This window comes from Streptomyces sp. NPDC048584 (assembly GCF_043199595.1).
GTDB lineage: Bacteria > Actinomycetota > Actinomycetes > Streptomycetales > Streptomycetaceae > Streptomyces > Streptomyces edwardsiae.
On the sequence record NZ_JBICWF010000004.1, the window covers coordinates 339,254 to 353,058 of the forward strand.

The window sequence follows — 13,805 nt, forward strand, 5'->3', positions numbered from 1 at the left end:
CGCTCCCCGCCCGCCGGGAGGTCGCCGTACCGCCGGTGTAACAGCGGTCGGGGTGGTGCGTAACAAGCGGGGCGCAGCCTGGGGGTATGCGAGAGACCGTGACGCCCACGCACTGCCCCTACTGCGCCCTGCAGTGCGGGATGAATCTGACGCCGGCCCCGGACGGGCGAGGTGTCGTGGTGAGTGAGCGGACGGAGTTTCCCGTGAACCGGGGGGCGCTGTGCGGGAAGGGGCGGACCGCGCCCGCCGTGCTGGCGGCGGGGGTGCGGCTGACGTCGCCGCTCGTGCGGGACGAGGGGGGTGCGCTGGTGCCGGCCTCGTGGGAGGAGGCGCTGGGGCGGGTCGGACGGGGGCTCGGGGGGATCCGGGACGCGTACGGGGCCGACGCGGTCGGCGTGTTCGGCGGGGGCGGGCTGACGAACGAGAAGGCGTACTCGCTCGGGAAGTTCGCCCGGGTGGTGCTGGGAACCTCGCAGATCGACTACAACGGGCGGTTCTGCATGTCGTCGGCCGCCGCGGCGGGCAACCTGGCGTTCGGGCTGGATCGCGGGCTGCCGTTTCCGCTGGAGGACATTCCGAGGACGGGGTGCGTCATTCTCGTCGGGTCGAACCCTGCCGAGACCATGCCGCCCTCGCTGCGGTACTTCACCGAACTGCGGGAGAACGGCGGCACGTTGATCGTCGTCGACCCGCGCCGCACGAAGACCGCCGAGCACGCCGATCTGCATCTGGCGCCGCGCCCCGGTACCGATCTCGCCCTGGCGCTCGGCCTGTTGCACCTGGTCGTCGCCGAGGGGCGTACCGACGAGGCGTACATCCGGGAGCGCACCGGCGGCTGGGAGGAGACCCGGGCCGCCGCGATGGCGCACTGGCCGGAGTACGTGGAGCGCATCACCGGTGTGCCCGTCCCCCAACTGCGGGAGGCCGTGCGGCTGTTCTGCGAGCCGGAGGCCGCGATGGTGCTCACCGCGCGCGGGCCCGAGCAGCAGTCCAAGGGGACGGACACCGTGGGTGCGTGGATCAACCTCTGTCTGGCGACGGGGCGGGCCGGGCGGCCACTGTCCGGGTACGGGTGCCTGACCGGGCAGGGCAACGGGCAGGGCGGTCGTGAGCACGGGCAGAAGGCGGACCAGTTGCCCGGCTACCGCAAGCTGACCGACCCGGCGGCGCGGGCGCATGTCGCCGAGGTCTGGGGGGTGGACCCCGACGCGCTTCCGGGGCCGGGGCGCAGTGCGTACGAGCTGCTCGACGCGCTCGGTACGGACATCCGCGCGCTGCTGCTGATGGGCTCCAACCCGGTGGTGTCGGCGCCGCGTGCCGCGCACATCGAGGGGCGGATCCGCTCGCTGGACTTCCTCGCGGTGTGCGACGTCGTGCTGTCGGAGACGGCCGCGCTCGCCGATGTCGTCCTGCCCGTGACGCAGTGGGCGGAGGAGTCGGGGACGACGACCAGCCTGGAGGGCAGGGTGCTGCTGCGGCGGCGGGCGATCACACCGCCGGACGGGGTCCGCAGCGATCTGGAGGTCATGCACGAGCTGGCGGCGCGGCTGGGCCGGGACGGGGAGAACCTGGAGAAGAAGTTCCCCACCGATCCCGAGGAGGTCTTCGAGGAGCTGCGCCGGGCGAGTGCGGGCGGACCCGCGGACTACTCCGGGATCACCTATCGCAGGCTGGCGGAGGAGAGCGGCGTGTTCTGGCCGTGCCCGGTGGACGCGTCGGGGCCCCACCCCGGCACCCCCCGGCTCTTCCTCGACCGGTTCGCCACCGAGGACGGGCGGGCCCGGTTCGTACCGGTGTCGCACCGGGCGGTCGCCGAGGAGCCCGACGAGGCGTACCCGGTGCTGCTGACCACCGGGCGGGTCGTGGCGCAGTACCAGTCCGGTGCGCAGACCCGGCGCGTGGACGAGCTGAACGCCGCGGCTCCGGGACCCTTCGTGGAGCTGCACCCCCGGCTCGCGGAGCGGCTCGGTGTGGCCGAGGGGGAGCCGGTGGCGGTGGTGTCCCGGCGCGGGCGGGCGGTGGCGCCGGCGCGGATCACGACCGCGATCCGCCCGGACACCGTGTTCATGCCGTTCCACTGGGCCGGTGAGGGCCGCGCCAACACCCTCACCAACCCCGCCCTCGATCCGACGTCCCGCATGCCGGAGTTCAAGGCGTGCGCGGTACGCCTGGAGGCCGTGGAAGCCGGTCAGCCGACGCCGACCGCGCTCCAGGCCGCCGCGACCGCCGCGTACTCGGTGCCGCCCTCTCCGTAGAGGTCCGCGGCCGCGTTCAGGGTCGCCGTGCGGGCGGCCGCGTAGTCGGTCGAGGAGGTCATGTGGACCGTGAGGGCGCGGTACCAGATCGCGCCGAGCCCCGCGCGGCCGATACCGGTGACCGTGGAGCCGTCGCAGGTCGGGGAGTTGTGGGCGACTCCGTTGACGGTCCTGGCGCCGCTGCCCTCGGCGAGCAGGTAGGCGAAGTGGTTGGCGACGCCGGACGAGTAGTGGACGTCGAGGTCCTTGACGGAGGTGTCCCAGCAGTCCGCGGACCGGCCGTCCTTCGACGGTTCGTCCATGTACCGCAGGGCCTCCCGGCCGAAGCCGTCCCGGACGACCTCCTCGCCGATCAGCCAGTCCCCGGTGTCCTCGGCGTTGGCCGCGTGGAACTCCACCAGCGTGCCGAAGATGTCGGAGGTGGCCTCGTTCAGGCCGCCGGACTCGCCCGAGTAGGTCAGGCCGGCCGTCTTCGACGTCACCCCGTGGGTCATCTCGTGCCCGGCCACGTCCAGTGACACCAGCGGGCCCATCCGGGTGCCGTCACCGTCGCCGTACGTCATGCAGAAGCAACGGTCGTCCCAGAAGGCGTTGTTGTACGCGTTGCCGTAGTGCACGCGGTTGTACGAGCCCTTGCCGTCGCCCGCTATGCCCCGGCGGCCGTGGACGTCCTCGTAGTAGTCCCAGGTGACGTCGGTGCCGTACTGCGCGTCCACGGCGACGGTGGCGCGGTCCGAAGTGGCGCCGGTGCCCCAGTGGTTGTCGGCGTCGGTGAGGACGGGGGTGTCCGCGCGGCCGAGGCAGACGACCAGGACGCACAGATCGGTCCGGTTGCCCGCGTCGCCGGTGTAAGTGCCGCCTCGGGTGGGGTCCTTGAGCTCGTAGCCGGACGCCGTGGGCGTCGTCTCCAGCGGCACCGTGCCGCCGTACAGGGAGGTGCCGTCGCCGGAGGCGTTCTCGAGGCTGTCCCAGGCGTCGATACGGGTGCCGGTGTGGGCGTCGGTCAGGACGGTGCGGGCGACCGGGTTGCCGAGGGAGTCCTGGGCGACCGCGTCGGTGTGCCAGGCCAGCCTGGGGGCGCCGTGCAGGGCGTCGACCACCAACTCGGGTTTCGCGGTGAGTTTCGTCAGGGTCTCGCCGAGGTTGACGGCGCGCAGGGCGTGCGCCGCGAGGTCGGCGGCCCTGGGGGCGGCCAGCTCCGGGGTGACGGTGGGGAGGCCGACGGCGGCACGGGTGGCACGGGTGGCACCCCGGTAGCTGCCGTCGGGGGCCAGGTGGAGCACGAAGTCGCCGCCGAGCACCGGAAGTCGGCGGTAGGTGCGGTCGTAGCGGATGTGCTGGGAGCCGTCCTTGTCGACGATGACGTCCCGGACCTCCGTCCTCTGGCCCGGGGTGAGACCGAGGGCGGCGGCCCGCTCGGTGAGGACGGACGCGGCGTTCGCGATCGCGGTGGAGCGGTCGGGGTGTCCGGCCGCACCGGCGGGGGTGGGGGAGAGTGCGGCGGCCAGCAGGGCGGCGCTGGTGACGGTGACGCCGGCGGTGGTGAGACGGGCTCCTCGGGCATGCCGTATCGGGCTCAAGCGGTCTCCTGGAACGGGCGCCCCGACGCAGGTGGGGGGGGTGGGGCGGCGCTGATGTTGACCGTGATTCAAGTGGCGCCCGGTCTGTCATGTCCATAGAGAGAATGTGGGGGTGTGTGAGGGGTGAGAATCGTTCCTGCAAGGCTCCGGTGGCACTCCGGTGCAGAGGGGCTCCGCCGACCGTCCGCGCAGGTGAACGAGTGATCCTCCCCTTCTTCGTCTACGGCACCCTCCGCCCCGGCGGAACCAACCACGGCCTCTTCCTGCACGGCCGCACCCGGCACGAGGAACCCGCCCGGCTGCGGGGCGCGGTGCTGTACGAGGGGCCGGGGTATCCGTACGCCGTCGAGGAGCCGGGCGGGGTCGTGACGGGGGAACTGGTCACCGCGCTGCCGGAGGAGTACGAGGGGCTGCTCGCCGAACTGGACCGGCTCGAGCAGTACGTTCCGGGAGATTCCCGGAACCTCTACGAGCGGGTGGCGCGGGAGGTCGTCCGGGGCGCGGACGGTACGGCGGCCGGCGCGTGGGTGTACGTCGCCGCCCCCGCCGTCGCGAAGGGGCTGCGGAAGGTGGGAAAGCTGATCAAGGGCGGGGAGTGGCGGGGGACGAGGGGCTGACACGACCCGCCCGCCGGGAGCGGGGTGGCCGGACACGGCCGTTCCCCGCCGTCCGGGCCGACTCCGGTCCAGGAGCACACCACGTCCTCGGTCGTCCCGTGATGCAGCGGTCCCCCGCCGGGCCCACCCAGGTTCAGGCCCCACGGCGGCGCCCACAGCACGACCCGCGCCCCGGTGCGTACGGGGCCCCCGCGCCCGCCTCCCCGCCGGGGGTCCTCACAGACGCCCGGTCACCCGTTCACCCCCGTTCCGCGCACCCTTCGCCACCGGATCGGCACGGCGCCGGTGACCTGCTGGAACGCGGCGTGCGGGGGCGGCCGTACGGGTGGGGCCGACACCCGTTCGGCCCGCGCCCCGACGCGCCCCCGGGGAGCGGTGCGGCGCCGGTGGCACTTACCTCGGAGGGGCAGGGACGCGTCCGACGGCGGCACATGGGGGTGCCGCGGGCCGTGGCCCGCTCGAGGGAGCATCGATGCGACGTACCGCCCGGCTGCTGTCCGGCACCGCGCTCGCCGTGGCCACCGCGGGACTGCTCGCCGCGCCCGCGTACGCCGGGGAGTCCCACGGCACGCCGGACGGGACCCTGGAGGTGTACCCGTCCTCGGTCGCGCCGGGCGCGCAGGTGACGGCGAACACCGCCGGGTGCGGCGACGGCGGGACGGCGGCGGGTGACGCCACCGCCGTGGGCGCCGGCCGGTTCACGCTGACGGCGAGCGCGCGCGAACGGAACCTGATCGGAGGGTTCCAGGTGCCGCCGAGCGCGCAGCCGGGGACGTACGAGATCGTCGCGACGTGCGACGGGAGCGGCCGGCGGGTGGCCGGTGACCTGAAGGTCACGCTGACGCCCGAGGCCGAGCAGGTGATTCCCCGGGGGAGTGTGAAGACGGGGGTCGGAGGCGCGCTGGGCCCCGACCCCGTACGGACCGCGGCCGGTGTGTCGGCGCTCGCCGTCGCCGCCGCGGGCGGTACCTGGCTCCTGCATCGCCGGGCGAGAGGCGACGGGATCTGACGGGCACCCTCCGCCGCCCGTCCCGCCGGTACCGCAAGTCCCCTCCCCCTCCGGGTCCGACGCCCCTCGCGGCCCGGAGGGGGGTACGGGGCCGACTCGAGAGGAGGTCGGTCCGCCATGCGCCGCAGGTTCCGCCGGCTCGGGGGTCCGGGCAACACGGCGATAGCCGCCGTCACCGCGCTCGCCCTGTGCTCGGGCCTGTGGCTGCTGCACGACGGGGCCGGGGCGCCCGCGCCGCCGCAGCCGTCCGCCGCCCAGGCCCGCTCCGGAACCGCCGGCCACCGCACCGCGGCCCCCGCGCTGCCGCCCTCCCCGCCCTCGCGTGTCCGCATCCCCGCGATCGGCGTCGACGCGCCCCTGACGGGCCTCGGCCTGACGAGCACCGGCAGCCTCGACGTCCCCCCGGCCGACCGCGAGAACCTGGCCGGCTGGTACGAGGCCGGCACCACGCCCGGTGAGACGGGCACGGCGATCGTCGCGGGCCACGTCGACAACGCGGACGGCCCGGCGGTCTTCTACTCCCTCGGCGCCCTGCGCAAGGGCGCGCGCATCGAGGTGGCCCGGCGTGACGGCGGGACCGCGGTGTTCACGGTGGACGCGGTCGAGGTGTACGACGCCCGGCACTTCCCGGACGAGAAGGTCTACGGCGCCGCGCCCCGGCCCGAACTACGGGTGATCACCTGCGGCGGCGGCTACTCCCGGACGACCGGGTACCGGGGCAACGTCGTCGTCTACGCCCATCTGACCGGCGGCCGCTGAGCCGGGAGGCGTGGGCCGGGCCCCGTCGTCGGATTCCCGCCCGCCGCGCGACGCCGTGCGCGCTCCCCCGCCGCCTCGAGGGCGTGGGAGGTGCCCCCGGCCTTGGGCCGGGGGACCCCGGAGCACGCGCCTGACGTCGCGCGGCCCGCCCTCCGGGCGGACGACGGGTAGGTGACGACAGGACCTAGGGACGGACCGCGAACGCCGGGGGACGGCTGTCGCCGTCGGCGTTGACGATCACCCAGCCGTCGCCCGCCCGGATCAGTTGCGGGCCGCTGTCGAGCTTGAGCGAGATGTCGCGCACCATGGTGCCGTCCTCCTCGCCCACCCGGGTGCCGTCACCGGTGGTGAGCGTCCACAGGCGCTGGGACTCGCCGAGTACGGCCACCCGGTCCGGGCCCGCCGGGGCGAGGGCCGCGATCCGGGTGCCCAGATCCGCGGTCCAGCGGCGCCGGCCGTCGTCCAGCGCATAGGCCGAGACCTGCTCGGGGTAGTCACCCTCCGGCTTCGCGGCGGCCACAATCAGATCGCCGCCGGCGACCACGGCCCGGAACACCGGACGGGCGGCGAAGCCGGGGTCGGACGCGGTGACGGCCAGGTCCTCCTCGTCGGCGGTGAGCGGGATCGTCACCGGTTCCCGCTTCGGGTCGCCCGGATCGCCGTACGCGAGTACGGCGGCGAGTCCGCGCTCGTCCTTCTCCCGCACCAGCAGGGTGAACGGCTCGGCGGAGAGCACCGCGGCCGAACTCGGGTAGCTCTCGATCGGGAGTTCCCGCCGGCTCAGTTCCCTGCCCGTCGCGGTGTCGAGGGTGAGGAGATACGCCGAGTGGAAGCCTTCGTAGCCGCCGCAGGTCACGGCGACCGTGGTGGTGGCCGCGGCCGCGGACGCCGCCACCGGCTCGCACTCGACGTCGTCCTCGCCCTCGGTCCCGGCGGCGGGAACGAGTTCCGCGGTCCAGCGCACCGCGCCGTCGGCGAGCCCGTACCCGTGGACCGCGTGCTCGGCCGACGCCACGGCCACGCCCGCGTCGGCGGTGAGCAGCCCGCCGCCGCCCTGGCCGTACGGCACCGTCCTGCCGCTGATGTTCCGCTCCCACACCTTGCGTCCGCTGCGTACGTCGACGCCCCACACGGTGTCGCAGGGCTTCTCGTCCCGCGCGAAGGCGACCAGGCCGATACCGTCGGCGATCCGCTCGCTCATCGCGCACACCGACTCCCGCACGGGCGCCCGCAGCACCCATCCGCGGTCCCCGCTGCCGGAGTCGTACGCGACCAGCGCGTCGGTCCGGGCGCGCACGACGGTGGCACCGTCCTCACCCACCGTCCAGGCCCCGACGCCGCGCACGCTCGCGGGCCGGTCAGGGCCGGCCTGCCAGGCGCGGTCGAGCACCGGCCCGCGCATCCAGAGGTAGGCCTGCCAGCCGGGCCACAGCGCGATCAGCACGCCCGCCGCGACGAGTGCGCCGGGCACCGCCCTTCCCGGGCGGATCGAGTGGAACGCGGCGAGGGCGGCGACGAGCGTGACGGCGCCCGCGAAGGTGAACAGGAACGCCAGGATGAGGGTCGGCGTCGTGCCCTCGGGGCAGGGCCGGTACCTGCCGCCGCAGCTGTTGCCGGGAATGGACGTCCACCCCAGCCAGTGGAACTCCACCGCGAGCCCCATCAGGGCGCCCGCTCCGGCCACCAGCGCGGCCTTCCCCAGCGGCCGCGTCCCGGACGGTCTGGCGTCCTCGACCATCGTGTCCCCCACTCGTGTTCTGTTCCGCGGCGCTCCCCAGCACCGGCCGCCGTCATGGAGCGGCGCTGGAGCCTAACCCTCGCGAGTGGATCACGTCAGCCGGGTTGATCGGCGGTGCGCCGCTCAGGCCAGCCACTGTTCGTAGGCCAGGTTCGCCACCAGGGCGAAGACGACCGTCAGCAGGACGACTCGGACGAAGCCGCTGCCCTTCTTCAGGGCCGTGTGCGCGCCGAGGGTGCCGCCCGCCAGATTGAAGACGGCCATGAGCGCCGCCAGCTGCCACAGCACCGCGCCCTGCCAGGCGAACATGGCGAGGGCGCCCGCGTTGGTGCAGCAGTTGACGATCTTCGCGGTGGCGGAGGCGGTGACCAGGTCGAGGTGGAGCAGGGCGGTGAGCGCCAGGACGAGGAACGTACCGGTGCCGGGGCCGATGAGACCGTCGTAGAAGCCGATGCCGAGGCCGCCGAGGCCGATCGCGGCGAGGATCTGGCGGCGGGTCGCCGGGCCGGTGGCGGGGGCCGTGCCGAAGGCGGGGCGCAGGATCACGAAGGCGGCCACCGCGAGCAGCACCACCATGATCACCGGTTTGAGGACCTCGGTGCTCATCCCGGCCGCGAAGAACGCCCCGGCCGACGATCCGGCGAGGGCCGCGAGGCCGATGCGTACGGCGGTCCTCACATCGACGGGCGCCTTGCGGGCGAAGGTGACCGCCGCGCCCGTGGTGCCGACGATCGCGACCGCCTTGTTGGTGCCGAGCGCGTGCGCGGCGGGGGTGCCTGCGGGCAGGCCGAGGAGCAGGGCGGGCAGGAGCAGCAGCCCGCCGCCGCCGACCACGGCGTCGATCCAGCCGGCGGCGAGGGCGGCCAGACAGAGCAGTACGACCGTGGTCAGGGAGATGTCGGGCATGGCCATGACCCTATGGACGGGATAGATGTCACGTCCATCAAGATGAGCGTTTGTTGAGGTTGCGGGGCGTCGGCCTCCTCACATCCGCCCCCCTCCCCCGCTGAGGGCAGCGTTCCGCGCGGGAAACAGAGGGGATGCCGACGGGTAACACCCGCACCGCAGGCTCGGTGCATGACCTCGAACGAGCGTGTGGTGGTGATCGGCTCCGGCCTCGCGGGCGTACGACTCGCCCGGCGGCTCGGTGAGCTCGGTACGCCCGTGACGCTGATCGGCGAGGAGGAGCACCGCCCGTACAACAGGGTGCTGCTCGCCGAGGTGCTGGCCGGGCGCTACAGCCCCGAGGTGATCGCCCTGCCGGCGCCCGCGGAGCTGACCCGCGCCCGCGTCACCGGTGTCGACCGCGCGGCACGCACCGTCGTCTGCGCGGACGGCACATCGATCGGGTACGGCCGGCTGGTGCTGGCCACCGGCTCCAACCCGGTGCTGCCGCCGCTGCGCGGACTGTTCACCGCGGATCACGAGCTGCCCGAGGGTGTGCACGCCTTCCGCACCATGGACGACTGCCTGGGCCTCGCCAAGGCGGTACGGCCGGGAGTGCGGGTGGTGGTGATCGGCGGCGGGCTGCTCGGCGTCTCCGCCGCCCGTGCGCTCGCCGTGCGCGGCGCGCAGGTCGTCCTCGCCCAGCAGGCCGGACGGATCATGGAGCGCCGGCTCGATCCGGCCGCGTCCGCGCTCGTCGAGCGGTATCTGACCGGCCTCGGCGTGGAGGTCCACACCGAGTGCCGGGTACGGGACGTGCGCTGCGCCGGCGGCGCGGTCCGCTCGGTGGAGCTGGCCGACGGGTACGCCCTCGACGCGGACCTCGTGGTGCTGACCTGCGGGGTGCACCCGAGGGCCGGTCTCGCGCAGGCGGCGGGCCTGGAGGTCGGCAGGGGTGTCGTCGTCGACGACGAGCTGCGCACCTCCGACCCGTACATCCACGCGATCGGCGACTGCGTCCAGCACGCCGGCACGGTGTACGGCCTCGCCACCCCGGCGCTGGAACAGGCCGACGCGCTCGCCGCGCTGCTGGCCGGGGACACGGACTCCCGCTACACCGGGACCCGTTCGCTGACCCGGCTCACCCTCACCGGCCCGGACAGCCCCTTCGACCTGGCGGCGTTCGGGGAGACCGAGGCGCTGCCGGGGGACGACGTGGTCCAGCTCACCGATGCCACCCGGGGCACCTACCGCAAGGTCGTCGTCCGTGACGACCGGCTCGTCGGCGGGGTCCTGGTCGGCGAACTCGGCACCGTCGGCGCCCTCGCGCGCGCCTGGGAGGGAGCAGAGCCGCTCCCCTCCGACGGCGGGCCCCTGCTCCACCTGCTCACCCATGACGGAGGCTCCTGATGTCCACGGACACTTCGACCATCGTGCTCATCGGCCACGGCATGGTCGGCCAGCGTTTCCTGGAGGCGCTCGCCGAGCGCGGTCTGACCGGCACGCATCGCGTGGTCGTGCTGTGCGAGGAGCCGCGCCCGGCGTACGACCGGGTACAGCTCACCTCGTACTTCTCGGGGCGTACGCCGGAGGAACTGTCGCTGACGGACCTGGCGTTCATCGAGGAGCACGGCATCGAGCTGTACGTCGGCGACCCGGCGGTCGCCGTCGACCGTGAGGCGCGCGAGGTGACGGCCCGCTCCGGGCTGGTCGTCGGCTACGACGTCCTGGTGCTGGCCACCGGCTCCTACCCGTTCGTGCCGCCGGTGCCGAACAAGGACGCCGAGGGCTGTTTCGTCTACCGCACCATCGAGGACCTGCTCGCGATCGAGGAGTACGCGCGAAGGTCGACGACCGGTGCCGTGGTGGGCGGCGGGCTGCTCGGCCTGGAGGCGGCGGGCGCGCTCAAGGGGCTCGGACTCACCTCCCACATCGTGGAGTTCGCGCCCCGGCTGATGCCGGTGCAGGTCGACGAGGGCGGCGGGGCGGCGCTGCTGCGCACCATCGAGGAGATGGGCCTGTCGGTCCACACCGGGGTGGGCACACAGGAGATCGTGGTCGGCGACGACGGCGCGGTCACCGGTATGCGGCTGTCGGACGGTTCCGAACTCTCCACCGATCTGGTGGTGTTCTCCGCCGGTGTCCGCCCCCGCGACCAACTGGCGCGCGACTGCGGCCTGTCCGTCGGCGAGCGCGGCGGCATCGCGGTCGACGAGCAGTGCCGTACGGTCTCCGATCCGCGCGTGTTCGCGATCGGGGAGTGCGCGCTGGCCGCCGACGGCCGGGTGTACGGCCTGGTCGCGCCCGGTTACGAGCAGGCGGAGACGGTCGCGGCGACGATCGCCGAGGACGAGTCGTCCTTCACCGGCGCGGACCTGTCCACCAAACTCAAGCTGCTCGGCGTGGACGTGGCGTCCTTCGGTGACGCGCACGGCACCGCCGGCGACTGTCTGGACGTCGTCTACTCCGACTCCCGCTCCGGGCTGTACAAGAAGCTCGTCATCGGCCGGGACGGCACGCTGCTCGGCGGCATCCTGGTCGGCGACGCGGAGGCGTACGGCACGCTGAAGGCCTTCACGGGCTCGGTCCCGCCGGTGTCACCCGAGTCGCTGGTACTGCCGGCCGGCGCGGGCGCGCCCGTGCAGCTCGGACCGTCCGCGCTGCCGGACGACGCGATCATCTGCTCCTGCAACAACGTCCGCAAGGGCACGATCCGCGAGGCCGTCACCGAGCACCACTGCACCACCGTGCCGGAGGTGAAGAAGTGCACCAAGGCCGGTACGACGTGCGGCAGTTGCGTCAAGGTGCTCGGCCAGCTGATCAACGCCGAGCTGGAGGCGAGCGGCGTCGAGGTCGACAAGGGCCTGTGCGGCTGCTTCTCCCAGACCCGCGAGGAGCTGTACGAGATCGTCCTCGCCCTGCGCGTCACCTCCTACCGGGAGCTGCTCGACCGGCACGGCCGTGAGGCCGCCCGGGGCGGCGACGGCTGCGAGGTGTGCAAGCCGACGGTCGGCTCGATCATCGCCTCCCTCGCCCCGACGATCGGCGCCGGCACCCACGTCCTCGACGGCGAGCAGGCGGCGCTGCAGGACACCAACGACCACTTCCTCGCCAACCTGCAGAAGAACGGCTCGTACTCGGTCGTACCGCGTATCCCCGGCGGCGAGATCGCGCCGGAGAAGCTGATCGTGATCGGTGAGATCGCCCGTGACTTCGGCCTCTACACGAAGATCACCGGTGGTCAGCGCATCGACATGTTCGGCGCGCGGGTGGAACAACTCCCGGTGATCTGGGCCCGCCTGGTGGACGCCGGTTTCGAGTCCGGGCACGCCTACGGCAAGTCGCTGCGCACGGTGAAGTCCTGCGTCGGCCAGACCTGGTGCCGCTACGGCGTGCAGGACTCCGTCCGTATGGCGATCGACCTGGAGCTGCGCTACCGGGGGCTGCGCTCCCCGCACAAGCTCAAGTCTGCGGTCTCCGGCTGTCAGCGCGAGTGCGCGGAGGCCCAGTCGAAGGACTTCGGCGTCATCGCCACCGCGGGCGGCTGGAACCTGTACGTCGGCGGCAACGGCGGCGCCACCCCGCGCCACGCGGACCTGCTCGCGCAGGACCTGTCGGACGCCGAACTGATCCGTCTGATCGACCGGTTCCTGATGTTCTACATCCGCACCGCCGACCGGCTGGAGCGCACCAGTGTCTGGCTGGACCGTGTCCCCGGCGGACTGGACCACGTACGGGACGTGGTCGTCCACGACTCGCTCGGCATCTGCGACGAGCTGGAGTCCCTGATGGCGGCGCATGTCGCGCACTACCGCGACGAGTGGGCCGAGACCCTCGACGACCCGGAGAAGCTCGCCCGGTTCGTGTCCTTCGTGAACGCCCCCGACACCCCCGACCCGGTGGTCGCCTTCGTCCCCGAACGCGACCAGATCAAGCCCGACCTGCCGCTGCTGCACATCGGCCTGCGCCCCGCCGACGACCTCCTGGAAGGAACCGCGACGCGATGACCCTGACCCTCGAGACCACCGACCTGAAGGTCCAACTCCGCCTCACCGACGCCTGGTTCACGGTCTGCGACCTCAGCGCCCTGCTCCCCGGCCGCGGTGTCGCCGCCCTCCTCCCCGACGGCAGCCAGGTCGCCGTCTTCACCGACCGCACCGGCCGTCTCTACGCCATCGACAACCGTGACCCCTTCACCGGCGCGGCAGTCCTCTCCCGCGGCCTCACCGGCACCCACCAGGGGCACCCCTTCGTCGCCTCCCCCCTCCTGAAGCAGCGCTTCGACCTGGAGTCGGGCCGGTGCCTGGACGACGAGACGGTCCGGGTGACGACGTACGAGGCGAAGGCGGCGTAACGCGCCCAGCATGCCGGGCTGTTGCGGAGAGTTACCTTCCGGTCACGTCACGTTCGTATCACGGGTCCCTCATATCCCCCACACGCCATCGGCACCCCAGTAACTTCGGGCACCTCGTACCAAGCACACGCAATCGCCCGATCTGGGGGGCTCTCCACCATGCATCCGTTCCGTACCTCCGCCGCCACGCTGCTCGCCGCGCTCGCCCTGGCCGCCGTACCGGCCACCGCCGTGGCACACGGCGGCAACACCCCGTTCAAGAACTGTCCCGAGGCGTACAGGAACGGGCACGCCAACATCCCCGCGAGCAGCCCCCACTACGGCAAGCACCTGGACCGCGACGGCGACGGCATCGGCTGCGACCAGCCGCCCGCCGACTTCACGCCCTACAAGGAGGCCAAGAGCGAGACGGGGACCGGGGCCGGGACCGCGGAGAGCACCGGCTCCGACGGCAAGGAGCAGTCCGGCGGCACCGATCTCGCCGAGACCGGGGGCAGCAACGCCACCCCGTACATCGCGGCCGGCGGTGCCGCCGTCGTGCTCCTCGGCGGCGGTGTGATGATCGCGGCCCGCAGGCGGCGCGGCGGCACCGACTGACGGTGCTCCGC

General features: G+C 73.4%; 11 protein-coding genes. 8 read left to right on the forward strand and 3 right to left on the reverse strand.

Annotated features, from left to right (window positions below):
• Positions 1–86 precede the first annotated feature (86 nt).
• Positions 87–2,255: a molybdopterin oxidoreductase family protein gene (locus ACGFR9_RS11875; RefSeq protein WP_393205953.1), complete on the forward strand. Its 2,169-nt coding sequence runs from the start codon at positions 87–89 to the stop codon at positions 2,253–2,255.
• Here ACGFR9_RS11875 and ACGFR9_RS11880 read toward each other — a convergent pair.
• The gene (locus ACGFR9_RS11880; protein ID WP_393205955.1) at positions 2,189–3,835 is read right to left on the reverse strand and encodes a M4 family metallopeptidase; all 1,647 of its coding nucleotides are present in this window, start codon (positions 3,833–3,835) and stop codon (positions 2,189–2,191) included. The genes ACGFR9_RS11875 and ACGFR9_RS11880 overlap by 67 nt on opposite strands.
• Before the next feature lie 200 nt (positions 3,836–4,035).
• Between ACGFR9_RS11880 and ACGFR9_RS11885 the strand changes: the two genes are divergently transcribed.
• The 3 genes from ACGFR9_RS11885 to ACGFR9_RS11895 all read left to right on the forward strand — a co-directional run bounded on the left by ACGFR9_RS11885 (position 4,036) and on the right by ACGFR9_RS11895 (position 6,220).
• A complete protein-coding gene (locus tag ACGFR9_RS11885) occupies positions 4,036–4,452 on the forward strand; it encodes a gamma-glutamylcyclotransferase family protein (protein ID WP_393205958.1) in 417 nt (138 codons plus the stop codon).
• A gap of 472 nt (positions 4,453–4,924) precedes the next feature.
• Entirely contained in the window at positions 4,925–5,461 is a 537-nt protein-coding gene (locus tag ACGFR9_RS11890) for a hypothetical protein (protein ID WP_393205961.1), read from the forward strand.
• 117 nt (positions 5,462–5,578) lie between these two features.
• Positions 5,579–6,220 (forward strand): class F sortase, encoded by a 642-nt coding sequence (locus tag ACGFR9_RS11895; protein WP_393205964.1) that lies wholly within the window; start codon positions 5,579–5,581, stop codon positions 6,218–6,220.
• A gap of 184 nt (positions 6,221–6,404) precedes the next feature.
• On the opposite strand, the gene ACGFR9_RS11900 is transcribed toward ACGFR9_RS11895, so the two are convergent.
• Together ACGFR9_RS11900 and ACGFR9_RS11905 are read right to left on the reverse strand one after the other, a co-directional pair.
• Positions 6,405–7,970, reverse strand: coding sequence for a PQQ-binding-like beta-propeller repeat protein (locus tag ACGFR9_RS11900; protein ID WP_393205967.1), 1,566 nt, complete (start codon positions 7,968–7,970; stop codon positions 6,405–6,407).
• A gap of 111 nt (positions 7,971–8,081) precedes the next feature.
• Complete coding sequence (locus ACGFR9_RS11905) at positions 8,082–8,864, reverse strand: sulfite exporter TauE/SafE family protein (protein WP_393205970.1); 783 nt, start codon at positions 8,862–8,864, stop codon at positions 8,082–8,084.
• A 171-nt stretch (positions 8,865–9,035) separates the two neighbouring features.
• Between ACGFR9_RS11905 and ACGFR9_RS11910 the strand changes: the two genes are divergently transcribed.
• From ACGFR9_RS11910 to ACGFR9_RS11925, 4 genes are all read left to right on the forward strand, one after another.
• Positions 9,036–10,253: an NAD(P)/FAD-dependent oxidoreductase gene (locus ACGFR9_RS11910; RefSeq protein WP_393205973.1), complete on the forward strand. Its 1,218-nt coding sequence runs from the start codon at positions 9,036–9,038 to the stop codon at positions 10,251–10,253.
• Complete coding sequence (nirB, locus tag ACGFR9_RS11915; RefSeq protein WP_393205976.1) at positions 10,253–12,850, forward strand: nitrite reductase large subunit NirB; 2,598 nt, start codon at positions 10,253–10,255, stop codon at positions 12,848–12,850. Before ACGFR9_RS11910 ends, nirB begins: the two co-directional genes overlap by 1 nt.
• Positions 12,847–13,197, forward strand: coding sequence for a nitrite reductase small subunit NirD (gene nirD / locus ACGFR9_RS11920; RefSeq protein WP_393205979.1), 351 nt, complete (start codon positions 12,847–12,849; stop codon positions 13,195–13,197). Before nirB ends, nirD begins: the two co-directional genes overlap by 4 nt.
• Positions 13,198–13,356: 159 nt before the next feature.
• Complete coding sequence (locus ACGFR9_RS11925) at positions 13,357–13,794, forward strand: LAETG motif-containing sortase-dependent surface protein (protein WP_393205982.1); 438 nt, start codon at positions 13,357–13,359, stop codon at positions 13,792–13,794.
• The last annotated feature ends 11 nt before the right edge of the window (positions 13,795–13,805 follow it).